The sequence below is a fragment of the Microvirga yunnanensis genome (assembly GCF_025460875.1).
Genome location: NZ_JAMXFI010000067.1, coordinates 1 through 24,903, shown reverse-complemented (window position 1 = coordinate 24,903; position 24,903 = coordinate 1). Strand labels below are relative to the sequence as shown.

Annotated in this window: 21 protein-coding genes; 6 read left to right on the top strand and 15 right to left on the bottom strand. The window is 64.1% G+C overall.

From position 1 onward, the window contains the following. Positions 1-39: 39 nt before the first annotated feature. Positions 40-1,443 (bottom strand): MFS transporter, encoded by a 1,404-nt coding sequence (locus NF876_RS26840; protein WP_262271420.1) that lies wholly within the window; start codon positions 1,441-1,443, stop codon positions 40-42. Positions 1,444-1,510: 67 nt separating this feature from the next. On the opposite strand from NF876_RS26840, the gene NF876_RS26835 reads away from it, so the two are divergent. Beyond that, the gene (locus NF876_RS26835) at positions 1,511-1,960 is read left to right on the top strand and encodes a helix-turn-helix domain-containing protein (RefSeq protein ID WP_262271419.1); all 450 of its coding nucleotides are present in this window, start codon (positions 1,511-1,513) and stop codon (positions 1,958-1,960) included. Positions 1,961-2,041: 81 nt separating this feature from the next. On the opposite strand, the gene NF876_RS26830 is transcribed toward NF876_RS26835, so the two are convergent. The 11 genes from NF876_RS26830 to NF876_RS26780 form a co-directional block, all read right to left on the bottom strand. Further along, a complete protein-coding gene (locus tag NF876_RS26830) occupies positions 2,042-3,133 on the bottom strand; it encodes a sensor histidine kinase (protein ID WP_262271418.1) in 1,092 nt (363 codons plus the stop codon). A 2-nt stretch (positions 3,134-3,135) separates the two neighbouring features. Continuing rightward, a complete protein-coding gene (locus NF876_RS26825) occupies positions 3,136-4,632 on the bottom strand; it encodes an ATPase domain-containing protein (RefSeq protein WP_262271417.1) in 1,497 nt (498 codons plus the stop codon). Next, the gene (locus NF876_RS26820) at positions 4,604-4,972 is read right to left on the bottom strand and encodes a HigA family addiction module antitoxin (RefSeq protein WP_262271416.1); all 369 of its coding nucleotides are present in this window, start codon (positions 4,970-4,972) and stop codon (positions 4,604-4,606) included. The genes NF876_RS26825 and NF876_RS26820 overlap by 29 nt, the downstream gene beginning before the upstream one ends. A gap of 119 nt (positions 4,973-5,091) precedes the next feature. Next, on the bottom strand, positions 5,092-6,123 hold the full coding sequence (locus tag NF876_RS26815; protein WP_262271415.1) for a trans-3-hydroxy-L-proline dehydratase: 1,032 nt from the start codon (positions 6,121-6,123) through the stop codon (positions 5,092-5,094). A 257-nt stretch (positions 6,124-6,380) separates the two neighbouring features. After that, a complete protein-coding gene (locus NF876_RS26810; protein WP_262271414.1) occupies positions 6,381-7,487 on the bottom strand; it encodes a branched-chain amino acid ABC transporter substrate-binding protein in 1,107 nt (368 codons plus the stop codon). Positions 7,488-7,781: 294 nt separating this feature from the next. Further along, entirely contained in the window at positions 7,782-8,876 is a 1,095-nt protein-coding gene (locus tag NF876_RS26805) for an ABC transporter ATP-binding protein (protein ID WP_262271413.1), read from the bottom strand. 11 nt (positions 8,877-8,887) lie between these two features. Further along, entirely contained in the window at positions 8,888-9,727 is an 840-nt protein-coding gene (locus NF876_RS26800) for a carbohydrate ABC transporter permease (protein ID WP_262271412.1), read from the bottom strand. A gap of 10 nt (positions 9,728-9,737) precedes the next feature. Beyond that, positions 9,738-10,670, bottom strand: coding sequence for a carbohydrate ABC transporter permease (locus tag NF876_RS26795; protein WP_262271411.1), 933 nt, complete (start codon positions 10,668-10,670; stop codon positions 9,738-9,740). A 64-nt stretch (positions 10,671-10,734) separates the two neighbouring features. Further along, the gene (locus NF876_RS26790) at positions 10,735-12,000 is read right to left on the bottom strand and encodes an ABC transporter substrate-binding protein (protein ID WP_373371383.1); all 1,266 of its coding nucleotides are present in this window, start codon (positions 11,998-12,000) and stop codon (positions 10,735-10,737) included. A gap of 61 nt (positions 12,001-12,061) precedes the next feature. Beyond that, on the bottom strand, positions 12,062-13,234 hold the full coding sequence (locus tag NF876_RS26785) for a PLP-dependent transferase (protein ID WP_262271410.1): 1,173 nt from the start codon (positions 13,232-13,234) through the stop codon (positions 12,062-12,064). Then, positions 13,231-13,890 carry a FadR/GntR family transcriptional regulator gene (locus tag NF876_RS26780; RefSeq protein ID WP_373696723.1) on the bottom strand — a complete coding sequence of 220 codons (660 nt, stop codon included), beginning with the start codon at positions 13,888-13,890 and terminating at the stop codon, positions 13,231-13,233. Before NF876_RS26780 ends, NF876_RS26785 begins: the two co-directional genes overlap by 4 nt. 661 nt (positions 13,891-14,551) lie before the next feature. Here NF876_RS26780 and NF876_RS26775 point away from each other — a divergent pair. The 3 genes from NF876_RS26775 (at position 14,552) to NF876_RS26765 (ending at position 18,847) form a co-directional block, all read left to right on the top strand. Further along, the gene (locus tag NF876_RS26775) at positions 14,552-14,695 is read left to right on the top strand and encodes a hypothetical protein (RefSeq protein WP_262271409.1); all 144 of its coding nucleotides are present in this window, start codon (positions 14,552-14,554) and stop codon (positions 14,693-14,695) included. 277 nt (positions 14,696-14,972) lie between these two features. Next, complete coding sequence (locus NF876_RS26770) at positions 14,973-18,311, top strand: M10 family metallopeptidase C-terminal domain-containing protein (protein WP_262271408.1); 3,339 nt, start codon at positions 14,973-14,975, stop codon at positions 18,309-18,311. A gap of 134 nt (positions 18,312-18,445) precedes the next feature. Continuing rightward, positions 18,446-18,847, top strand: a complete 402-nt coding sequence (locus NF876_RS26765; protein WP_262271407.1) for a hypothetical protein — start codon at positions 18,446-18,448, stop codon at positions 18,845-18,847. A 143-nt stretch (positions 18,848-18,990) separates the two neighbouring features. Here the strand turns inward: NF876_RS26765 and zwf are convergent, their stop codons facing one another. The 3 genes from zwf to NF876_RS26750 form a co-directional block, all read right to left on the bottom strand. Then, on the bottom strand, positions 18,991-20,505 hold the full coding sequence (gene zwf, locus NF876_RS26760) for a glucose-6-phosphate dehydrogenase (protein ID WP_262271406.1): 1,515 nt from the start codon (positions 20,503-20,505) through the stop codon (positions 18,991-18,993). After that, positions 20,502-21,497, bottom strand: a complete 996-nt coding sequence (gnd, locus tag NF876_RS26755) for a phosphogluconate dehydrogenase (NAD(+)-dependent, decarboxylating) (RefSeq protein WP_262271405.1) — start codon at positions 21,495-21,497, stop codon at positions 20,502-20,504. Before gnd ends, zwf begins: the two co-directional genes overlap by 4 nt. A gap of 287 nt (positions 21,498-21,784) precedes the next feature. After that, complete coding sequence (locus NF876_RS26750; protein WP_262271404.1) at positions 21,785-22,693, bottom strand: LysR substrate-binding domain-containing protein; 909 nt, start codon at positions 22,691-22,693, stop codon at positions 21,785-21,787. A 111-nt stretch (positions 22,694-22,804) separates the two neighbouring features. On the opposite strand from NF876_RS26750, the gene NF876_RS26745 reads away from it, so the two are divergent. Together NF876_RS26745 and NF876_RS26740 are read left to right on the top strand one after the other, a co-directional pair. Beyond that, positions 22,805-23,557, top strand: a complete 753-nt coding sequence (locus tag NF876_RS26745; RefSeq protein WP_262271403.1) for an SDR family NAD(P)-dependent oxidoreductase — start codon at positions 22,805-22,807, stop codon at positions 23,555-23,557. A 364-nt stretch (positions 23,558-23,921) separates the two neighbouring features. Then, positions 23,922-24,903, top strand: a 982-nt coding sequence (locus tag NF876_RS26740; protein WP_262271402.1) for an LLM class flavin-dependent oxidoreductase, incomplete at its 3' end; no start/stop codon positions are given.

Below are 24,903 nucleotides of genomic sequence, written 5' to 3'. Positions count from 1 at the left end.
CTGGATTGACTTCCGAGAAATGCCAAAAGGGGTCATGTCCTAGCGCATCGTGCGGCCCAGCGGGTCACTGGCGTGGCCCGCTGGGTCCGCGCCGAACGATGCGCCGCTCAAGGGGTTGGTCATCGGATCGATCCCAAACCTGGGTCCACTTTTCACGTCCGATGCTCTAGAATTCGGCCCGGGATCAGCCTCTGGTTTCGTCGGGTGATGCCAGTCCATCGTTGGAAGCGCGGGTTTCAAGGCTTGAAGTCCCCTCGCGCAGCCCTTCAAGACCGCCGCACCCGCCATCGCGGCGGCAAGCGATGAGGTGATGGAGAAGAGCCCCTCGTAACCGTATGCCGCAACCAATGGTGAACTCGCGAGAGGCGAACAGAACTGGCCGATGAACACGGAGGCGGTCAGGATGCCTCCGGCCGTCCCCCTCCGGGAGAGCGGGGCAAGCCCCAGGGCGAGGGTGACGAAGCTCGGCGACACCAGCGCATAGCCTACACCGATGGCCGCGGCTCCGGCGAACCAAGCCGGAGGACTCATAGCACGGGCCAGCAACACGAAACCGAGTGCCATCACACCATACCCCAGAGCGAAAACGCCACCGTAACCGATGGCCCTCTGGACCCGGCCATACAGCAGCGCCAGGCAGCCGCCGGAAAGCATCAGGCCTCCGAGCGCCGAGCCGGTCATCACTGGGCTGCTGTAGCCTGATTCTGCGAAGTAGAACGCCAACTGGGTCGGCATGACGAAGAAGATCATGTTCGTGGCGGCTTGAAGAAGCGCGAGCAGCCCGATGGCGAAACGCCATGATAAAGGATGGGAGGCGTTGCTCTCCAGGCGGGCATGGACGATAGGCGGGGTCCTCGGCGGATCGACGATGACCCTCCACATGAGAGGCAGGAAGAGCGCGGCCACTCCGTAGATGACGAAAGACAGACGCGGTGAGATCGCCGCAAACCATCCCGCGAGTGAGATGAACACCAGCCCCCCGAAGTTCCGGGCCGATATCTGTAGTCCCGACAGCGCGGTCCGATCGTCTCCGGTGAAGTAGTCGCCGACAAGCGCGGTCTGGGCCGTCATGATGAGGGCGACGGCCAGCCCCAGCACCAAGCGGCTGGCGAAGATGCTCGGGAGGTCGGGAAGGAACAGCCCCGCGCATCCCGCGGCGACGAAGAGGATGACCCCCGCCAGGAGCATCCGCCGCCGGCCGTACCGATCGGCGGCGAGACCGGCGAACGGCGCGAGGATGGCGACGCTGATGGAGGGCGCCGGTACCAGCAGGCGTACCAGCATCGCAGCGTTCGGATCCTCGGCGAACAGGCGCTCGAGCCCGGGGAGCGCGGGACTGATCGTGGCATTGGCCATGGTCGTGAGCGATGCCGCCATCAGCAGCGAGATCGCTCGCGGATCCCGCCAGACCTGCGTCTGTCTCGAAATCGTGGTGACGTTCATGGCTGACCTCTTGCTCGAAGTGACGATTCGAGACACGGTACGACTTCAAGTCGACTTGAGGTCAAGCATGGGAATGATGGATATCGGCGAGGTTGCTCAACGGTCAGGCGTACCACCTTCCACACTGCGCTACTACGAGGAGATCGGTCTGATCCGGTCGATCAGCCGGCATGGGCTACGGCGGCAGTTCGATGCCGACGTCCTCCTGAAGCTGTCCCTCATCGAACTCGGGAAAACGGCAGGCTTCTCCCTCACCGAGATCGCGGGCATGTTCGGGAAGGACGGCCGGCCTGACATTCCCCGCGATCAGCTGCACGCCAAGGCGGATGATTTGCAGCGGCAGATGCGCGACCTGCGCGTGCTGCGGGATGCCCTTCGGCACGTGGCCGAGTGCCCCGCCCCGTCGCACCTGGAATGCCCAACCTTCCGCAAGCTCCTGAAAGCAGCGACGCGCAGACGCGTCACCCGTCCGGCGTCCAGAGCATCGGCCGCGAAAGTGGAAACCGGTTTCGCGTGAAAAGATGCTTTGAAACAAAAGCTTGAAGCATCGGGCGCGAAACATGCCCCTGAAGATCATCGATCGGCGGGGAGCCGCGCCCTATGCGACCGGAGCATCGACCGTGCATACGACCCCCGTCGGCTCAAACGCGATCTCCACTTGGCCATCGAGATCCTGCGCGAGACTTCGCTCAATGAGGCGTGATCCGAAGCCGCGGCGAGAGCGAGCCTTCACAGGCGGGCCGCCGCTTTCCGTCCAGCGCAGGCTCAGGCGGGGTTGCGCTCCCGCGCTCTGCTGCACCGTCCACGAGACGTCCACGATGCCGAGCTTGTTCGAGAGGGCGCCATACTTGACCGCGTTGGTCGCCAGTTCATGCAGAGCCATCGCCAGGGCCAACGACATGCGGGGCGTGAGCCGCACATGCGGCCCGGCAATGTGAATCCGGTTCTCGTTCACGGCCTCGTAGGGCTCGAGCGCGCGCGTGACGACCTCGATCAGGTCGGCACCCTCCCAGCTCTCACGGGTGAGCACATCGTGCGCCCGCGAGAGGGCCAACAGCCGCATCTGAATGGCTTCTTTTGCCTGAGCGGACGTGACGTTCGTGCGCAGGGTCTGCATGACGATGGACTGCACCGTGGCCAGGGTGTTCTTCACGCGGTGGTTCAGCTCGCCGATGAGCAATGCCTGGTGCTCGGCGGCGCGCCTCGCCTGGTCGAGCGCGGCCATCAGACGCTTTTCCGCCGTGTGCATTTCCTCCAGGCGCGCCCTCGCCTCGTATTGCCGCTCCCGGCCGCGCAGGGCCGTCCGCGCCACGCTGACCAGCGTCCCGGCGTGAAAGGGGCGCTCCAGGAAGGTCACGTTGCCGAGGATCTCGGTGAGGCGAGCGAGGGCCGGATTGCGTTCGACCCCTCCTCCACGCTGGGTCAGCAGCACGAAGGCAAAGTCGGACCAGGGCGGCTGGTCCGCCAACCAGCGGGACAGATCGCTCAAATCGGCCGTGCGGAACGTCTCGTCGGTAATGAGCGCGAAGCCCGCTCCCCGCTCGAGCTCCCGGACCAGCCCCGGCAGGTCGGGGCAGACCTCAGCGGCAATCCCCACCGCGCGCAGAAGATCGGCGGCAACAGCAGAATCCCGCCCATGCGGGGCCAGGATGAGAGCCCGCATGGAGTGCAGATGAGACACGGCGTCCATGCTCAGCGATCTTCGAGCAGGGAGGCGCGGTCCTCCTCCGCCATCACCGGCACGCCGCGCAGCACGCCCTGGAAGCCGCTGAGCGGCGCGCCGATGGCAATCCCGCTGCCGTCGACCCGCATCTCGCGGATGGTGCTCTCATGCGAGCCGAACCGCTTCTTGATGACGGACAGGGCCCGCCGCACCTGGCCGAAGGCCTCGAAGTAGCGCAGCAGGATCACCGTATCGGCCAGGTAGGTGACGTCGACCGGCGCCTTCATGTCGCCGACGAGCCCGTGCTGCGCCACGAGCAGGAAGGTCGAGGCGCCCTGCCGGTTCAGGTATTGCAGCAGCTCATGCATGTGCAGGATCAGAAACTGCTCCTCCGGCATGGCCGCCTGATAGCCGTTGAGGCTGTCGATCACGATGGTCTTGACCCCATGCTCATCCACCTGGGCCCGGACCCGATGCGTGAACTCGCCCGGCGAGAGTTCGGCGGCGTCGACCTGCTCGATGAACAGGTTGCCGGCTGCGCACATCGCCTCCAGGTCGATTCCCATCAGCCTGGTGCGGTCGAGCAGGAGACCGAGCTCCTCGTCGAAAACGAGCAACGCCGCCTTCTCGCCCCGCTGAACGGCGGAGACCGCGAACTGCACCGCGAGGAGCGACTTGCCGCTTCCGGCCGGACCCATGACCAAGGTGCTGGAGCCCCGCTCGATGCCGCCGCCCAGCAGAGCATCGAGTTCCCTGATCCCGCTGGTGAGCACGTCGCGGGCAAAGCCCGTCTTGTGCTCACCCGACACCAGGCGCGGGAACACCTGGACCCCACCCTCGGCGATCGTGAAGTCGTGATAGCCGCCTCGGAAGCTCTGGCCGCGATACTTGACCACCCGCAGACGACGGCGTTCGGCCCCATAGATCGGCGTCATCCCCTCCAGGCGGATCACCCCATGGGCGATGCTGTGCACGGTCTTGTCGTTGGTATCCGTGGTCAGGTCGTCGAGCATCAGGACCGTTGCCCCCTGCTGGGCGAAGTAGTGCTTCATCGCCAGGATCTGCCGGCGGTAGCGCAGCGAACTCTGGGCCAGGAGGCGGATCTCGGACAGGCTGTCCAGGACGATGCGCGCCGGCTTGACTCGGTCGATGGCCGCGAACACCGCCTTGGTGGTCTCGCCGAGCTCGAGATCGGACGAGTACAGGAGGCTCTGCTGATGTTCCTCGTCGAGCAGGCTTTCGGGCGGCACGAGCTCGAACACATGGATCGTATCGTCCAGGGACCAGCCGTGGGAGGCCGCGCCATTGCGAAGCTCCTGCTCGGTCTCGGAGAGGGTGATGTAGAGGCCTGTCTCGCCCACCTTGGCGCCTTCCAGCAGGAACTGGAGCGCAATGGTGGTCTTGCCTGTGCCGGGGCTGCCCTCCAGGAGATAGACGTGCCCTGGCGCGAGGCCGCCGACGAGAATGTCACCGAGCCCCTCGACTCCGGTTTTCGCCTTAGGGCGGGGCTTGAATGGTGTGGTCATTCGAAAGTCCGATCTCGGCCAGGATGACCGGAGGCAGGATGTGGGTTGGGATCAGCGTCAACACCCCGGCCAGGGCCTGCTCGGCATGCCAGAGATCATAGCGCTGCTGGAGATCGAGCCAAAGCCGTGGGGCGGTTCCCGACAAGCGGGCCAGGCGGGTCGCCATCTCGGGGCTGACCGCGGCCGTGCCGGCGAGAACCCGGTGGAGCGTCTGGCGGGCGATGCGAAGTTCGCGGGCGGCTTGGCTTACGGAAAGGCCGAGCCCGGGCAGCACCTGATCGCGCAGCATGCCACCGGGATGGAGCGGAGCCTGAGGGCAGGCATCGCGTGGTGAGGCCATGATCCTGCTTTCGGCAAGGCGGATTGTAGCGTTATGGGTGACAGCGGCCAGAAAGCAAGAGGAAGCCCTGGAAGACGAGCGCATCGTGCGGACCAGAAATCTGGCTGTCCAGGGGGCGCCTACTTGAGCATCGGCCAAGTGTCGGACAGCTTGTACCCTCCGGGAAACGGGTCGGACGGGTCGAGCATGAGCTGGGAGGTTCCGGCGATCCATGCGCGCCCGGAAATCGACGGAACGATCGCCGTCTGTCCAGCCACCGTCGTCTCACGCACGATCCTGCCGATGAACTGGGTATCGATGATCGAGACGCCGGTCAGCGTCTCCCCTTCCTTGAGCAGGCCGCGGGCATGCAGGATCGCCATCCGGGCCGATACCGCCGTGCCGGTCGGCGACCGATCAATCTTGCCTGGCTGAATGGCGACCGCCGAGCGCGACATCAATCGTCCGTTCTCCCGATATAAGGGCCCGGCGAAAGCGCAGAAGGAGATATGATTCCATCCGGTATCCTCGGGATGGGAGAAGCCCAGTTGCTCGTTGGCGGCATTGGTGATCCTGATGCCGATTTCGGCCAGTGCGCGGGCCTCGTCCGCGACCAGCCTGAAGCCGAGCGTCTCGGCCTCGACGACCACGAAGCTGTCGCCGCCATAGGCGGTATCGACCGTCATCGTACCCAGCCCCGGCACTTCCAGCGTCGCATCGAGCCTGGCGGCGAAGCTCGGCACGTTCGTGACCGTGATCCGCTCAGCCTTGCCGTTGCGGCACTCCGCGACGACCTCCACCAACCCCGCGGGAGCCTCCAGGACCATGCGGGTTTCCGGCTCGGTCATGGGGATGATGCCGCTGTCCAGCAGGACGGTTGAAACGCAGATCGCGTTGGAGCCGGACATGGGAGGCGTATCCTCCGGCTCCATGATGATCCAGCCCATCTGCGCCCTGGGGTTCTTGGGGGGCACCAGCAGGTTCACGTGACGGAAGACGCCGCCGCGCGGCTCGTTGAGGACGAAATTCCGCAGCGTCTTGTCCTGTGCGATCCAGCGTGACTGTTCCCATACGGTCTCTCCGGGCGGAGGCGCGACACCACCGACGATCACGTCGCCCACTTCGCCTTCGGCATGGCAACTGACCACGTGGATGATTTTCGAGGAGCGCATCGTTCGGTTTCCTTAAAGCATCGGACCCAAAAGTGGTGTCCAATTTTCGCTCACGCGGCCCTTCGGGTCGCTGACGCGGCCCTCTGGGTCGCGTCCAGGGCTCTGGAGACTGGCATGGCCGGAAGGCTGATTGGCAGGGGCTCGGAACAGCCGCCTAACCTTGCTTCGATCAAAGGAGCACGAGCGGCTCGCACCCGGTGGGTAAAGGGTTACGGCGCCCTGTTGCGGGCGCCGCTGAACGGAACGATCCACCGGGATCAGGTTCCCGGGGCATAATCCGCCTTGCCGCCCTTCCACTGATAGACCACGAAGCCCGGTTGCTTGTTGTCGCCCTTGGGATCGAAGCCGATCGGCCCAGCCACCGTCGGGACGGTGTTCGCCGCAATGGCCCGGGCCACCGCCGGGCCATCGACCTTGCCGGCCTTCTTGAGCGCATCGGCAAGGACCTGGACGGCCGCATAGGCGTAAAGCACATAGCCTTCGGGCTCGATGTTCTTGGCCCGCATCTCCTTCACCACATCGGCCGCAGCCGGGTCCTTGCGCGGATCGGGGCCGAAGGTGAACAGGGTGCCCTCGGCGGCGGGTCCGGCGATCGAGAGGAGCTCCTGGGTCGAGATCGGATCGCCGCCGATGAGCTGAAGCTTGAGGCCCTGGTCGGCCGCCTGACGCAGGATCAAACCAGCCTCCGCATGGTAGCCGCCGAAGAACAGCACCTCGACGCCGGCCGTCTTCAGACGGGTGATCAGCGCGGTGTAGTCCTTCTCGCCAGGATTGATGCCGGCCTCCACCACGACCGACTGCCTCCCGTCGGCAAGCTTCTTCTTGACCTCTCCGACGAGGCCGGTGCCGAACGGGCTCTTGTCGTGCACAAGGGCGATCTTCTTGCCGGACAGGTTTTTGATCACGTAATCGGCCGCGGTCGGACCCTGCTGATCATCGCGTCCGGTGATTCGGAAGATCGTCTTCATGCCCCGTTCGGTGACCTTGGGGTTGCTGGACACCGTGATGCTGGTGATGCCGGCTTCGTCGTAGACTTCCGAGGCCGGGAGGGTCGAGCCGGAGCAGAAATGCCCGAAGACGAGCTTGATGCCCTCGCCGACGATCTTGTTGGCGACCGAGACCGCCTGCTTGGGGTCGCAGGCGTCGTCCATGGCGACGATCTCCAGCTTCTGTCCGAGCACCCCGCCCGAGGCATTGATGGCATCGGCGGCTGCCTGGGCGCCGTTCTTCATCTGGTCGCCGAACGTGGCCGAGCTGCCGGTCATCGGCCCGGCGACGGCGATCCTGATCTGGGCGAAGGCCGGGGCGGAGCCGATCAGCAGGGCGGTCGAGAGCAGAAGCATCCGACGGTGTTTGGTGGCCATGGGAAGTTTCCTCCTTGGGGCTGCGTGCCAGACACTGGGCTAGCGCGGCTTCCACTCACGTGGAAGCAGCTCTCTTCTTTGCCTAGCGCATCGGACGGACCCAGAGGGCCGCGTCAGCGACCCGCTGGGTCCGCCTCATCCGATGCGCCGGTCAACAGAAGGAGCCTCGGACCCAAAAGTGGTGTCCACTCTTCACGTCCGAGGCTCTCGTCGCATTTTTTAACGGTGAACCGGATCCACTTCACCGAAAAATGCTCTGGGCCCTGCCACTCAAAGCAGAGAAATCCGCGCTTTCTAAGGAGAGACGGCCTGATCCGGAAGCCTTTGACCTGTTTGGGCATCGAAAATGTGGAGCTTGGCCGCGGGCAGGCTGAAGGCGACGTCCGTGCCGATCTGGTAATGCGCCCGCTCCAGCACGAATGCCTTCAGAGCGGAAGAGACGGTTCTGATATGGAGGATCGTCCCCAGGCCCATCGGCTCCACCAGCTCGATTTGACCCGTATGATCCCCCTCCCCCCTCGTCGACACCTGAACGTCCTCAGGGCGCACCCCGACCCTCACGGCTTGGCCGTCCCGGCCCTGGACACGATCGGAGACCGGCATTGTCTCGCCTGACCCGAGGGCGACGAACCGACGTTCGCCGTCACCATGCAGGGTGCCGTCGAGCACGTTGATGGCAGGCGACCCGATGAAGCTGGCGACGAACAGGTTCGTGGGGCGCTCGTAAAGATCGAGCGGCGTTCCAACCTGCTGGACGGCGCCTGCGTTCATCGCGACGATCCGGTCGGCGAGGGTCATGGCCTCCACTTGATCGTGGGTCACATAGATCGACGTTGTGCCGAGCTCCCGGTGGAGCTTCTTGATCTCCACGCGCATCTGTTCGCGAAGACGCGCATCGAGATTGGACAGCGGCTCATCGAACAGGAACGCCTTCGGCTTGCGCACGATGGAGCGCCCCATCGCGACGCGCTGCCGCTGTCCCCCCGACAGGGTGCGGGGCTTTCGGTCGAGGAAGGACTCGAGCCCCAGCTTGGAGGCGGCCGCATTCACGACCTGGGCCATCCGCTCCGAAGGCGTTCCTCGCAATTTGAGGCTGTAGCTCATGTTGTCGCGAACCGTCATGTGCGGATAGAGGGCATAGGACTGGAACACCATGGCGATATCCCGGTCCTTCGGCGCCAGTTCGTTCACAACCCTCCCGGCGATGCGGATGTCCCCGCGGGTGATGCCCTCCAGTCCTGCGATCATGCGCAGGAGCGTGGACTTGCCGCATCCCGAAGGCCCGACCAGCACGACGAACTCCCCATCCTGGATCGACAGGTCGACCTCGTGAAGGACAGGCACGGCCCCATAGGACTTGCCGACACCCTGAATATCGATGGAAGCCATGATGCTAACCCTCAGCCTTTGACCGCGCCCGCCGTCAGACCCCGGACGAGATAGCGTTGAATGAGAAGGAAGAAGAGGCATGCGGGGATCAGGGCCAGGATGCCTGCCGCCATCATCTGCCCGAAATCGACCGAGAACTTCGACACGAAGCTGAGCAGACCAACCGGGAACGTGCTCGCATCGGCCTTCGACACCAGCATGAGGGCGAAGAGCAGCTCGCTCCAGGCTGCCGTGAAAACGAAGCCCAGGGTTGCAGCGATGCCCGGCAGAGTGAGCGGGAGGATGATCTGCCGAAAGGCACGGAAGCGCGAAGCGCCGTCGATCATCGCAGCCTCCTCCAGATCCTTCGGGATCCCGTCGAAGAACGACTGCATCAGGAACGTCGCGAACGGCACGTTGAAGGCCGTGTAGACGATGACGAGACCGGTGAGGCTGTTGGTGAGCCCGAGCGGCGAGAAAAGCTTGAAGATCGGGGCCACCAGCATGACGAGCGGAAACATCTGGGTGATGAGCATCAGCCCGACGAGCCACATCTTGCCGCGGAAATCGAACCGTGACATCGCATAGCCCGAAAGAGCAGCGATCAGCGTCACCGTCGCGGCCGTGCTGCCCGAGACGATCAGGCTGTTCTTGAAGAACAGCGGAAAGTCACTATGGGCGAGGACGAACGTGTAGTGTGCCAGGGAAGAGCGGGAAGGCCATAGCCGGATGCCCTCGCTGTAGAGAAGGTCGTTCGGCGTGACAGAAACCTTGAGCAGCCAGTAGAGGGGAAAGAGCGCGAAAGCGACATAGAGGGCGAGCAGCCCATAGTGAAGGATCCAGTACGGGGTGCTGCGGGCGGACGATGTCATAGGGCTCTCCTCATCGCCTCAGCAGGGACTGCCGCATCAGGATGATGACGAAGGAATAGGCCAGCAGAAGCCCGAGCAGCACCATCGCGATCGCGGATGCGTAGCCGAAATCGAGGCGCCGGAATGCCTGCGTGAAGATGTAGCTCGAAACGATCTGCGTCTGATCCGCGGGGCCGCCATTGGTCATGACGATGATCAGATCGGCGAAGTTCGCAATCCAGATGGTCCGCAGCATGACCGTAATCGCGATGGTGGGCGCCAGGAACGGAAGGGTGATGTCGATGAAGCGCCGCCAGGCACCGGCGCCATCGATGGCGGCCGCTTCATAGATGTCCTGCGGGATCGACTGCAGGGCCGCAAGCAGCGTGATGGCAAAGAATGGGATGCCCCACCAGACATTGGCGACGATCGGCCCCCAGATCGCGAGATGGGGGTCCGACAGAATGTTCTCGGGAGCAGGCAGGATTCCGAGGGCCGCCATCCAGTGCGGCAGGGGACCGACAACAGGGTTGAACAGCCAGGCCCAGTTCAGGCCGGATAGAAACGTCGGCACTGCCCAGGGCAGAAAAACCAATGCCTGGATGACGCCGCGCCCCGGAAAAGAATTGTTGAGGAGGAGTGCCAGCACGAGGCCGAAGGCAAATTGCAGGACAACCGAAGCCAAGGTCCAAACAAGGGTGTTCCTCATGGAAAGCCAGAACGCCGCATCCGTCCAGAGAGTCCGGAAATGCTCGAGACCGACGAAGCCTCCGCTGAAGGGGTTGATCAGCTGCATGTCCCGAAACGCGTAGGACAAGCCGATCGTCAGCGGCACGAGCATGATGACCGCAATCAGGACGACCGAGGGAGCGATATACAGGTAAGGCTCGAGGCCTGACACGAGCCTGCGCAGCGGCGCACGCCGGCGGCCTGCAGCCTCCTCGTATAGGGGCATCGTTGACATGCGGCGCTCCTTGACAGGACAAGACAAGCGGACGGCGCGGCTAGGACGCCGCGCCGATCCGGATTCATTTGCTCGAAGCGAGGTGCTTCTTCTGTGCCTTCGTCATGTAATCGGCCCACTGAGCCGCCATGTCCTTCGGGGCGAGCTGGCCAAGAAGAGCCTGCTGGCTGGTCTTCACCGCGAGCGAGTCCGCGAAGAAGGCGAATTCCTGCAGGTAGGTCGGCATGATCGTCGGGACGACGTTCTTGTCGGCGAGTTCCTCGAACCATCCCTTGAACTGCGGGCCGGAATAGAACGGATCGTTCTCGGCCGACTTGTAGATCGGCAGCGCACCCGTTTTCTTGTTCCAGGCGATATTGCCCTCAGGGCCGGCGAGCGCAGCAAGCAGTTTCCAGGACAGCTCCTTGTTCTTGCTGTTCGCGAACATAGACCAACCCGCATAGCCCAGCGTGGGGAAGGCCTTGCCTGCCGGGCCCTTGGGGAAAGGCGCAACTCCGTATTCCTCCGGCTTCATGCGCTCGGCGATGGCGATCAGTGCATCAGGATCCTGATCGAGCATGGCGCAGGTGCTGGAGTAGAACCCGGCGACGATCTCGTTGAAGCCCCAGTTCACGCTGTCCTTCGGAGCGTAGCCCTTCTTGTAGAGATCGGTGAGATAGGCGAGGCCTTTCACCCATCCCTCATCGGCGAAGGTCGAGGTCCCGTCCTGCTTGAAGAACGCGTTGTCGCCGGCCATCGTGGCGCCGAACATCACCCAGCCGTTCAGGCCGCCGGGACCACCCCGCAGGCAGTAGCCGTACTTGCCCGGGATGGCCGAAACCTTCTTGGAGACCTCCTCGAACTCCGTCAGGGTCTTCGGCGGCTCCTTCACGCCGGCCTGCTCGAAAAGCTTCTTGTTGTAGAACATGGCTCTCAGATAGAAGCCGTAGGGTATCGTGTAGGCGGTATTCTTGACGCTGCGACCGACCTCCAGGGCTCTCTCGTTCAACCCGCCCGTATGGGCCCAAGCCTTCAGGTAAGGCTCGAGGCTCTCCAGGGCGCCGTTGTTCGCGTAGAGCGAAAGCCACCGATCCGGCATCTCGACAACGTCCGGCGTATCGCCGGCGGACACCATGGTGGCGAATTTCTCGAAGGCTTGGCTCCAGGGCAGAGACGTGATTTCCACCTTCACGCCGGGGTTTGCCTCCTCGAAACCCTTCACAATGCCCTTGAGCGTTTCTGTCCGCTCGGGGCTGGTGATGACTTCCGTGAGCTTCAGGGTGGTCTGGGCAAGGGCGCTGCCGACGAAGGTCGTGGCGAGCGCAGTAGCGAGCAGCAGGCGTTGGATCATGGTCTTCCCTCTGTTTTGATCTTGTCTCGAACGTGTTCGACCGCTCCTGACGACAGTTTGGTTAGCTCATCTTCGCCTCCCTGATGGCCTGTGAGAGATCGGCCACGAGGGCATCCTGGCCCTCGAGGCCCACATGAAGCCGCACGACACGATCGGAGACGCCGAAATCGATCGCCGAATTGGGCCCTGCCGCCTGGGCCCGGACCACCTGGGCAGGCACCACAAGGCTCTCATGTCCGCCCCAGCTCACGCCGAGCTTGAAAAACCGGAGCGAGTCCGCGAACCGGGCGATGTCGACGCTGCCGTCGAACTCGAACGAGAACAGGCCGGATGTGCCTTGCAGCCCGTCGAGCAGCCCATTGCTCAGGCCGGGATGATAGACCGCCACCACGTCCGGTCGCTTCGCGAGCTCACGCGCCACGTGCAGACCCGCTGCCTCATGGGCTCTCATGCGGATCGGCAAGGTGCGAAGACCACGCAGCAGAAGCCATGCATCGAATGGGGACAGCTTGCCGCCGAGGTAGGGATAAATGCGGGATCGGATCTCTCCAATGAGCCCACCCGAGCCCACGACGACGCCCGCCACCACGTCGCTGTGGCCGCCGATATATTTCGAGGCGGAATGGACCACAAGGTCGACCCCGAGGGTCAGCGGCTGCTGGAAGATGGGGCTCGCCCAGCTGTTGTCGATGATCGAGATCGCACCATTTTCGCGTGCGATTCCGGCAAGCGCCGCTACGTCGTGGACATGCATGAGCCAGCTCGTCGGGCTCTCCATGTAGAAGAGCCTGGCGCCGGGCAGGGCGCGTCTGACTGCGTCATGGTCACGACCATCCACATAGTCGACCGTCACGTTCATCCGCTTGAGGTAGGTCTGGAAGAGCCGGTACGCGTCAGGATAGACGTGCTCCACGCATACGATCCGGTCGCCCGGCTGGACGAATGCCAGGACGGTAGAGGCGATGGCCGCCATGCCGCTGGCAAATCCGATGGCATCATCCCCGCATTCCAGGGCGGCCATTTTCTCTTCGAACAGACGAACCGTGGGATTGAGCCCGCGGGTATAGGTGGGACGCACCTTCTGGCCGCGATAGGTTTCCTCCATCTCGGCATATGAGCTGAAGGTAAAGAGAGAGGTTTGCGCGATCGGAGGCACGACAGCCTCGTAGGCATGCTCGCCATCATGGGCAAGGATGGCCATGGCACGGGCCAGTGGATCGACGGAGGTGCTCATCTGATCATGTCCTTGATGTCCTCCTCCACGATGGCGAGGATCGAAAGCGTCTTGGAGCGGGCTGCATCCGGGTCCTTGGCCGCGATGGCCTCGAACAGCTCGCGATGGAACGGAAAGGATCGGGCGGCGAAATCCACCCGGACCCGCGACATGCCGAACAGCGTCTGCACGCTCTCCCGCATTTGCGACAGGAGCTGGTTGAAGATCGGATTGCCGCTGGCGTCATAAATCGAGAGATGAAATGCCAGGTCCTCGGGGCCAGCGCAGCCTTTCTCGCGGTGAACGGCCTCCATGATCAGGAGCTTGGATTCGATCCGCTCGAGGTCGGCGGCACCGGCCCTCATGGCCGCGAGGGCGCTTGCCTCGACTTCCAGGCCACGGCGAACCTCCAGCATCTGAAGAAGGCCGTTCTGCCCGCTGTCGACCGCAAGCGGAAGGTGCATGGTCTCGGGCGAGATCCGACGCAGGAGGTAAGTGCCACTGCCCCTGCGGCTCTCGACCACCCCGAGAGCCTGCCAGTGACGGATAACCTCGCGAATCGTGGAACGGCCGACCGAGAGCTCACCCATCAACTCACGCTCGGGAGGCAGGCAATCTCCCGGCTGCAGATTCGAATGGCCGATATACTCGGCGATGGCCTGCATCGCGCCCGACATGCGTGCGGACGTGGTGCGACGGACCTGAGTTCCCCATTCTGGTTCCACTGCGCCCCAGCCTCCGATACCGAGCTGCGTCACCCCAAAGCAGACGCGCTCCGGAATTGGTCTGACAACTTTGAGGCTGGATCAGCGCGTCCTCGATGTCAAGACAAGGCGTGACAATGAAGGTGCGGCCCCCGGTTGAAGGCGGTCCGACTTCACCGGCCAGGAGACGACCTCACGAGCCGCCTCGACGGGCGCAAGGAGAACGGCTCTGCCTGATCTTTGTGTCTGTGTTGCGTGGCGAGCCTCTGGATCCCGGCAGGGTTGGCTGCCGGTGGGATCTCGGCCCATCATGAAACGCTGTATCGGCGGGCCAGGAAGGTCGGGCAGGATTTCACGGGGCGCAACCGTGGGGCGTCGCCCCGCGGACCATGGCAGGTAGCGGGTGCCGGAATCAGCCTATGGGGCACCGCAGGCACCGAGTCTCAACCGATGATGCCTCGAACAGGGATCAACCAGATGCAGCCCCAGGAGGGCGCCAGAAAGCAACGCAGATCAGAAGATCGGGCGCACCGTTTCGGGTCAATCCATGACAGGGCGCACCTTCTTCCTCCGCCGGACAACACCGAATTCCGCCGCGCATCTCCACCCGCAGTCCCGATCCCTCGAAGCCGAGATGGCGAATACCGCCGCCGGCCTCACAGTTGCCGATCGTGAACGCGCGACCGCGATGATGACGTCAGCACGGCATTCGCCGCTTCTGTTCGGCTTCGAGGAACGGGCCGTCGTTCACGGCCCAATCGGCCTCATGCCCGCTTGAGCAGGGCTTAAGCTTTTTCGATCAGTCACTTACTCCGCCGCTTGTGGCCTTTACTGCCGAACCTCTTCGTCATGTCCGCGTGCGATGCGAATCCTCCCGACGTCTTTCGAGAAAAAAGGGTACTTCCTCAGGGGTAGACAAGTCAAAAATTCCGGACACATTACTTGCGAAGCGTGAAGGGCTGACAGGCACGCGCAACGCATGCCTGGGGGACATTGGTACGTCAAACCAGCGCGGCCTCGCGGCAGCGCACAATCAGTCAGAGAGGAACCCCGAGATGCCGCAACCGAGCCAAGCCAGCGATCAGTGGTGGGTCAACGATCAGACGCCGGACAACCCTTATGGCAAGAGCGAGGACTACGAGTCCTTTCTGGGCTATCTGGGCGCCTTGGGCCGCAGCCTGACCCCCGCGCTCGCGGCAGGAACGCTGAGGATCAACGTCTACGAACTCAATGACCACCCCGACTATAAGGCGGCCGCGATCGGAGCCCTTCAGATGTGGTCCGCGGTCACACCACTGAAATTCGAGATCGTCGACCACGCGCCGTTCAACCGCGCAACGGACTGGATCGAGGTCGTCAGCCCGGAGCTGGGAGAAGCTGACGAGGGCAGCGCCTATTCGAGCAACCGCTATGTCAGCATCGGTCAGCGTTTCCACGACACCGAACCCAACAAGACGGACGTGGGCGGGTACGTCTTCGATTCCTTCATCCATGAATTCGGCCATGAGTTCGGCCTCAACCACCCGGGGCTCTACAATTACAGCGGCCCCGGAGGCGTGCAGATCAACTATCTGAACAACGCGACCTGGACCTATGATCGCCAGCAATACAGCGTCATGTCCTATTTCGATGGGATCGACGTCGGCGAGACCAGCCGCTGGTCCGCCTCGTCGCCGCTCATGGCCGACATCGAGGCTGTCATTCGCCGCTTTTTCTCCACCGTCGACGCGAACGGGGTGCGCACCTATCAGCAGATCGACCTGAACACCGGCGACAACGTCTATGGCTTCGGCAGCACGCAGCTCGGCTATCGGCTGACCTCCTCCGGCATGCGCCATGACATCGGCTTTGCGATTCATGATACGGGCGGAACGGACACGATCGACTTCTCCGGCTCGACGGCGGGAACGATCCTCGACTTGCGTCCGGGACGTTTCTCCAGCGTCAACGGACACAGCAACAACGTCTCCATTTTCGCCGGCCACAACGCGGATGGAACCGGCTATTACATCGAGAACGGCGTCGGCAGCCGGTATGACGACATCCTGATCGGCAACGACGGCGCCAACGTCCTGGACGGGCGCGGCGGGGCTGACCGCATGGCGGGCAACGGCGGCGACGATATCTATTTCGTCGATTCGCTCGACGACATCGTCCGGGAGGAAGTCAATGGGGGCAACGACACGGTCATCCTCCTCTCCAGGGACTTGAGGATCAGGACGATCGCCAACGTCGAAAGCATCATCTACGCCGACGTGTCGACCCTTCAGCCCGGTGGCGGCGGCGAGACCCCGCCCAGCGCCGGCGACAACACGCTGACAAGCATTACCTTCGGCGACAATGGAAATAACACGCTCGATGGCGGCGCCGGGGACGACACGATTTTCGGGCAGGGAGGCGACGACCTCATCATCGGCGGCCGCGACTCGCTCGCCAGCCGGGATATCAACAACACGATCGATGTCGAAGATCTCGAAGACCAGACCGAAAGCGACGACGGCAACGATGCGCTCTACGGCGGCCGCGGCAACGACACCCTTCTCGGTGGCCAAGGCAATGACATCCTCGATGGCGGCGACGGCGACGACACGCTGAGCGGCCAGGACGGCGTGGATGTCTTCAGGGGCGGCGCGGGCGTCGACACGGTCGATTACAGCAAGGAAAGCCCTTTCCAGCTGCTCGTCAATCTGGCGACCAATACCGCCAGCGGCGGCACCGCGTCGGGTGACACGTTCGACAGCATCGAGAACCTGATCGGCTCCGACGATCGCATCGACCGGTTCATCGGCACATCCGCGGCAAACCACTTCTGGGGACGTGGCGGCGGCGATTACTTCAACGGCGGCGGCGGCAACGACATCCTGGATGGCGGCAACGACGGCGACATCCTTTACGGAGAAGCCGGGAACGATACGATCATCGGCGGCGCCGGCCAGGATTACCTGGATGGCGGCTCCGGCACCGACACGGTCGTCTACACAGGCAGCTCCGATGGCGTCACGATCGATCTTGCGAACGGCACGGCCAGCGGCGGCGACGCTGACGGTCCGGTGCAGATCGTCGGCCGAGGCACGACGATCCGGCACGATATTCTTGCCGGCTTCGAGAATGCCGTCGGCTCGTCCTTCGACGACCATCTCATCGGCAATGCCCGGGCGAACAAGCTCTCGGGTGGTGCGGGCAACGACACGTTGACCGGTGGCGGCGGGGCCGACAGATTGATCGGCGGAGCCGGCAGCGACACGGCGGATTATGCCGGCGCGACGAGCGGCGTCAGGCTTACTCTTGCAGGGGGCAAGTCTGGCGGAGATACTTATGTCTCCATCGAAAATCTGGCAGGTTCAGGACACAATGACCGACTGACCGGCAACAATGCAGCCAACGTATTGACCGGCCAAGGCGGAAACGACACGATCGACGGCGGCCGCGGCGACGACATCCTGCTCGGCGACTTCGCCTATCAGGGCGACGCGCCCCCTCGCCCGGGGCTCGGAACCGGCTATGCCACGCTGGGACCGGATGCGACGAACAACTCGATCGCCACTGCGTTCGACCTCTCCAACAACTTCTCCCTCGCCAGCGATCCCGACATCTTCGATTCGACGACGGTTCTTCATACGACCGTCAACGCCACCGGAACCGGCCAGGGCGGATACTACAAGATCGATCTGGCGGCCGGCACCGTCATCACCATCGACATCGACGGCATCGCCGATCCGAACGTCCATGACAGTTGGCTCAGGCTGCTCGACAGCAGCGGCAACATCATCGCCCAGAACGACGACGGCGGCAGTGATCCCGGCTCCACAAGCAACCGTGACTCGAGCCTGGTATTCGTCGTCAAGGAGACCGGTACCTATTACGTCCTAGAGGGCAGCTGGTCAGACACGGCGCCGGGCGACGGCTGGTCCGAAGCCGTGCCGCAAGGCTCGACCTACAAGGTGAACGTGTCGGTCGAGTTCCCCCCTGCGCCGGCTCAGCCGGGCGTTGCTGGAGCCGATAAGCTCAACGGCGGCAGCGGCAGCGATCTGCTGGACGGCGGTCTGGGAGCCGACACGCTCACCGGCGGCGCGGGAGAGGACAGCTTCCGCTTCTCGACGGCGCTCGGGAACGGCAACGTCGACCGGATCACGGACTTCAAGGTCCGCGATGACACGTTCCTGCTGGACAACCTCATCTTCGGGAACGTGGGTGGCGATGGCGCTCTCGCCCTGGGGGCGTTCCACAAAAGCAAGGCGGGCGTTGCTCATGACGCCGACGATCGGATCATCTACGATACCGATAGCGGGGCCCTGTTCTACGACGCCGACGGGTCGGGACAGGGTGCAGCCGTTCAGTTTGCGCGGCTGAGCAAAAATCTGAATGTCGCGGCGACCGACTTCGTCATCATCTAACCCATACCCTGGCGGGCCGCTTCCAGGCGCCCCGCCTTCTCGTTGGATGGCAAACCGTCTCTCGTGTCCGAACCACACGCGGAGCGGCAAAAGCCCCAATGCGCCAGTCCTGCGGGGCGATCATGGAGCCTGTGATGAAACGCCCGACCGACAGCCGCACTTTATGGATGGCCGCCGGCGTTGCGGCCGTCGCTGCCGCGGCAGGGCCCGCCGCAGCACAATCGCAAGAGATCCGCGGCGCAGTCACGTTCGAAGGAGGCGCGGCGATTCCGCAAGGCCAGCTCGAGATCTATCTCGAGGACCGGTCGATCCGGGACGAAGCGCGCCGTCGCGCGGCCGGAACGCGCATCCAGACCGACGGCACGTCGAGGACGCTCGCCTTTTCGTTTTCGGCGCCGGCTAACCTGGCTCCTTCGCCCACGCTGCAGATCGTTGCACGCCTGGAGCGTGCGGATGGTTGGCTGCTCGCGCGGGGCAGCGCACCGTTCACGGCCGGCCCGCCTGTTCCTGTCACGCTCAACGCCGCAACCTACTGAAGCGCTGCGGGCTGGAGTGACGCCCGAAGCATTGCAGGCCCGCCTGGAGACCGCCTGGAGCCCCGGCGTCCCTCACGCTCTGCAGAGAGACCATCTCCGCCCCGTCGTTCGTGTCGCCAACGGCGTGCGAGGGTGGATCGTCGCTACTCGATGATCCTCCAGCGGCGTCCGTCGCGGGCCAGCAGGAACCCTGCCTCCTCCGGCCCTGACGAGCCCGCAGGGTAGTATTCAAGCCCCCTGGCCCCTGCTTTCGCCCAGGCATCGAGAAACGGCTGGACGATGGCCCATCCCGCTTCGACTCCATCGGCCCTTTGAAAATGCAGGGCGTCGCCCGTCATGCAGTCGTAGATCAGGGTCTCGTATCCGGTGCTCGGAGCGACATCGAAGTGATCCTTGTACTTGAACGTCATATCGACGCTCTCCGCCGCGAGCACAGGTCCCGGCACCTTCGCGTTGAAGCGCAATGTGATCCCTTCGTTGGGCTGAATGCGCAAGACGAGGAAGTTCTGCCCCAGCCGATCGACGGAGGTCTGCTCGAACATCGAGATCGGCGCCTGCTTGAACTTGATCGCCACCTCCGTCCGGCGGGCCGTGAGGGCCTTGCCGGTTCTCAGGTAGAACGGCACCCCGGCCCATCGCCAGTTATCGATCTCAAGCCGGAGAGCCGCGTATGTTTCCGTGGTGCTGCCGGGCGCCACGTGCTCGGCGTCCCGGTAGGCCACCACGGCTTCGTCATTGACGCGGCCGGCGCGGTACTGACCGCGCACCGAGTTTGCGAGCGCTTCGGCCTCGCTCGGGATCCTGATGGCCGCCAGGGCTTCAGCTTTCGCATTGCGGACGCGCTCCGCCTCGAACCGGGCCGGCGGCTCCATGGCGATCAGCGCCAGCAACTGGAACAGGTGGTTGGGTACCATGTCCCGCAAGGCTCCCGTCCTGTCGTAGAAGCGCCCTCGCCTCTCGACATTGACGGTTTCGGCCACCGTAATCTGCACATGATCGATGTGATCCCGATTCCAGATCGGCTCGAACAGCCCGTTGGCAAAGCGAAGAAGCAGGATGTTCTGGACCGTCTCTTTGCCGAGATAGTGGTCGATGCGGTAGATCTGATCTTCCGCGAGCACCTCCAGAAGGGCTCGATTGAGAGCCCGGGCCGAGGCCAGGTCCGTCCCGAAGGGCTTCTCGACGACGACCCGGCGCCACGGAGTGCCTGAGGGGCCCTCGTCGGACAGACCGGCCCTTGCCAGCTGGCGCGCAATCGGCTCGAACGTATCCGGCGGCATGGCCAGGTAGAACAGGCGATTGCCGCCCGTGCCTGCCGTTGCCTCAAGCTCCCCCAGGACCGCCTTGAGTTGGAGAAAGGTCTCGCCGTCGTCGATGCTGCCGGACACGTAGGCGGCATGAGCGACAAGCCTGTGGGCCAAGTCGGGGTCCACCTCACGGGTGGCATGCGCCTTCAACGCCGTCAGAAGATCCTCCCGGAACTCGTGGGCCGTTCGGGCGCTGCGGGCAACGCCCACGATGGCAAAGCGCTCCGGGAGCAGGCCAGTGGCGGCGAGATTGTAGAGAGCCGGCAGGAGCAAGCGGCTTGTCAGATCCCCGGAGGCGCCGAAGATCACGAAACAGCACGGGTCGGCGGCCGGTGCGTGAGACTGCGTCATGCCTTTTCTCCCTCCGGCCTCTTCGCCTCGATGTGACCGCCGAAACCCTTGCGCATGGCCGAGAGGATCTGCTCGGCAAAGGTGTGCTCCTGGCGCGATCGGAACCGGGCGTAGAGGGCGGCTGTCAGAACCTCGGCCGGGACCGCTTCATCGATGGCAGCCTGGACGGTCCAGCGCCCCTCGCCGGAATCCTCGACATATCCCGAATAGGTGCTGAGGTGCTCGTCTGCGGACAGGGCGGTGGCGGTGAGATCAAGCAGCCAGGATGTGATCACGCTTCCCCTGCGCCACACTTCCGCGATGTCGGCGACCTTGAAGTCGAATCGATGCTCGGGAGGCAAAGCTGGGCTCGATGCGTTGCGCAGGATATCGAAGCCTTCGGCATAGGCCTGCATCAGGCCGTACTCGATGCCGTTATGGATCATCTTGACGAAGTGCCCGGCGCCGTTCGGCCCGGCATGGAGATAGCCCTGCTCTGCCCGCGGATCTCCGTCCTCCCGTCCCGGGGTGACCGGCAGATCGCCACGCCCAGGCGCCAAGGCGGCGAAGATCGGATCCAGGCGCTCGACCGCCTCGGGCTCACCCCCGATCATCAGGCAGTATCCACGCTCGAGCCCCCACACCCCGCCGCTGGTGCCCACATCGATATAGTGGAGGGCGCGGCTGCGGAGCTGGCCGGCTCGCCGAACATCGTCCTGCCAGAAGGAATTGCCGCCATCGATAATGGTGTCGCCCGCCTCGAGCAGTCCGGCAAGCTGCTGGACCGTCTCTTCGGTCACCCTGCCGGCGGGCAGCATGAGCCAGACGGTCCGTGGCGCCTCCAGCTTCGCCACGAGATCCTCCAGGGTCTCGGCTCCCGCAGCGCCCTCACGGACCAGACCGCGGACGGCTTCCGGGTCGCGGTCATACACGACGCCCGCGTGTCCTGCCTGCATGAGACGGCGAACGATGTTGCCGCCCATGCGGCCGAGGCCAACCATTCCCAGTTGCATCTTCAGTCTCCAGCTCTGTGTCTAAGCCGCAATGGTCGGCGCTGATGTCTCCGGTGCGCGGGACAGGTGGCAAAGCAGATGGACCGGCACCTGTCGGCCTCGCTCAAGACTTAGGATCATCAGCCGGATCGTCCATATACGACGGCCCACGGAGGGTATGGACCCCGTGATGCGACTGACACCGTCACGAGCGGACGGGACGGGAGCAGGTCCGCCCATCCGGGGAACCGTGTCTCGCCACGAGGAAACGTCGTCGTGCGTCGTACTCAGGCCAAGGCGCCGCATCGTCAGTGATCGGCCCCGAGGGCCTCTCTGGGAAAGCCTGCCGCCAGGTGGTCGATAAGGGTTCGAACGGCCGGGGGCAGCCCGCGCCGGGTCGTGAACACCAGGTGAACGATCCCCTGCTGCCCTCTCCAATCTCGCAAGACATGCACGAGCTGGCCGCGAGCAAGGTGTTCCGCGCACACGTGGTCTGGCAGGAGCGCGATCCCCAACCCATGGGCTGCCGCGTCCCGGACCGCCGCGAAGTCCCCGCACGTCATGCGCGGCTCGTGCCGCAGCACATGGACGGCACCGTCATCGCGTTCCAGCGTCCACTCGATCTCTCCAGGGTCGTCGCTCGTTCCGACCGTGGGGAGGGCCGCGAGCGATGGAATGTCCGCACGGAGCCGACTGGCGAGCTGAGGGCTGGCCACGAGGATGCGGCGGGAGGTGCCCAGCGAACGCATGGTCAGCGCCGCGTCGCTCGTCAGGGCGGTTCGCACCCGCAGAGCGACGTCGATCCGTTCGCCGATGAGATCGACCGGGCGATCGACTGCGAGAAGCTGCAGCTTCACCTTCGGGTAGCGCGTCAGGAAGCTTTGGATCGTCCCGGAGATGACTTCGACGAGGCCGGTCGGACAACTCATCCGGATGCGTCCATGCGGCTCCGCCTTGGCCTCGGCGACCAGGGCCTCGGCCTGCTCGGCCTCCAGGAGCAGGGTGCGACACCGTTCATAGAAGGCCTGCCCCACCTCTGTCACCCGGAACCGGCGGCTCGAGCGCTCGATGAGCCGAACGCCCAATCGGGCCTCGAGCCCGGCAATACGGCGGCTGAGCTTCGATTTCGGCTCCTTCAGCGCCCGACCTGCGGCGGCAAAGCCGCCATGAGCCACAACTTCGGCAAAGTAGGCGTAATCGTTGAGGTCTTTCCGCATCAGCGTTCCTCTCATGGAACGCTATGTGCCATAAAACCGGTCTGTTCGCATCATCGTTCTCGTCACATCTCTGTCGACAGGGGCCAATCACGGCCAAGCATGGAGAAGACAGTGACGAACAGGTTCGACAACAAGGTCGTGGTGGTCACCGGCGGGACGAGCGGAATCGGGCTGGCGACAGCAAAAGCGTTTTCGGCCGAAGGCGCTTGGGTGTTCATCACCGGGCGCCGGCAGGAGGCGCTCGACGAGGCCGTGAGAACAATCGGCGGCCATGTGACGGGAATCCGGGGAGACATGAGCCGGCTGGCCGATGTCGACCGGCTCTACGATGCGGTTCAGCAGAAGCACGGGCAGATCGACGTCGTCTTCGCCAATGCGGGCGGTGGCGAGTTCGCTCCCCTCGGCTCGATCACCGAGGCGCATTATGAGCGCACCTTCGACACGAATGTGAAAGGCGTATTGTTCACGGTTCAGAAGGCGCTGCCCCTTCTGAAGGACGGTGGGTCGGTCGTTCTCACCTCGTCGACGACCAGCATTTCCGGCACGCCGGGGTTCAGCGTCTATTCGGCGTCCAAGGCGGCGGTGCGCAACTTCGCCCGCAACTGGATCCTCGACCTGAAGGACCGTCACATCCGGGTGAATGCGGTCAGCCCAGGTGTCACCGAGACCGCGGGCCTGAACGAACTCTTCGGCGGCGGCGACCAGGCACAGGGGACGAAGGACTATCTCGCCGGCCTCATCCCGGCCGGGAGGATCGGTCAGCCTGATGAGATCGCCAGGGCCGTGTTGTTCCTCGCCTCGGACGAGGCCAGCTTCGTCAATGGCATCGAGCTCTTCGTCGATGGTGGTCAGGTTCAGATCTGACGTCCCCCGCGGGCGAACGACCTGATTCCGAACCGGAGCGACCGAGGCCACCGAAGGCCCCCGGCCCTCCTGGCGCACCCCTCGCCCGGTCTCGCTGATCCGGCGGCGCTGGGCTCGCGGGGGAAGCCCCTGCACGAACACCCTATCGACCTGCTAGCGCATCGGATGAATCCCAAAAGTGGTGCCCACTTTTGGGTCCGAGGCTCTAGCGCATCGTGCGGACGAAAGCGGGCCACGCTCGTGATCCGAAGGGCCGCGCTCAACGATGCGCCGGCCAAGAGTGGAGCATCGGAATCAATCCCAAAAGTGGGTCCGATGCTCTATCGTGGCGAATCGATCGAACGCATTCGCACAGGACTGCATCATGAAGAAGATCGGATTCCTCTCGTTCGGGCATTGGTCGCCCTCGCCGCAGTCACAGACGCGTTCGGCCCGCGATACGCTCCTCCAGTCCATCGATCTTGCCGTGGCGGCCGAGGAGCTTGGCGCGGATGGCGCATATTTCCGCGTCCATCACTTCGCACGCCAGCTCGCCTCGCCGTTCCCGCTGCTGGCGGCGATCGGCGCGAGGACGAAACGCATCGAGATCGGCACCGCCGTGATCGACATGCGCTACGAGAACCCTCTCTACATGGCCGAGGATGCAGGTGCCGCCGATCTGATCAGCGGCGGGCGTCTGCAGCTCGGCATCAGCCGCGGCTCGCCCGAGCAGGTGATCGATGGCTGGCGGTATTTCGGATACGCGCCCGAAGAAGGTCAAAGCGATGCCGACATGGCCCGCCGCCATACGGAGGTGCTCCTGAACGTCCTCAAAGGGGAAGGCTTCGCCGAGCCGAACCCGCGGCCGATGTTCCCGAACCCTCCTGGCCTGCTGCGTCTCGAGCCGCATTCGGAGGGCCTGCGCGAGCGCATCTGGTGGGGATCCGCTTCGAACGCCACCGCGATGTGGGCCGCGCAGCAGGGCATGAATCTCCAGAGTTCGACCCTGAAGGAGGACGAGACAGGCGAGCCCTTCCACGTTCAGCAGGCCAAGCAGATCCGCCGCTACAGGCAAGCATGGGTAGAGGCGGGGCACGCCCGCGAGCCTCGCGTGTCCGTCTCGCGCTCGATCTTCGCACTCGTGAGCGATCGCGATCGAGCTTACTTCGGGCGCGGCAAGGACAGCGACCAGATCGGCGTCATCGACGACATGCGGGCGATCTTCGGCCGCTCCTATGCGGCCGAGCCGGACAGGCTCGTGGAGGAGCTCAAGGCCGATGAAGCCATTGCCGAGGCCGACACGCTCCTTCTGACGGTGCCGAACCAGCTTGGTGTCGACTACAACGCCCATGTCATCGAGGCCATCC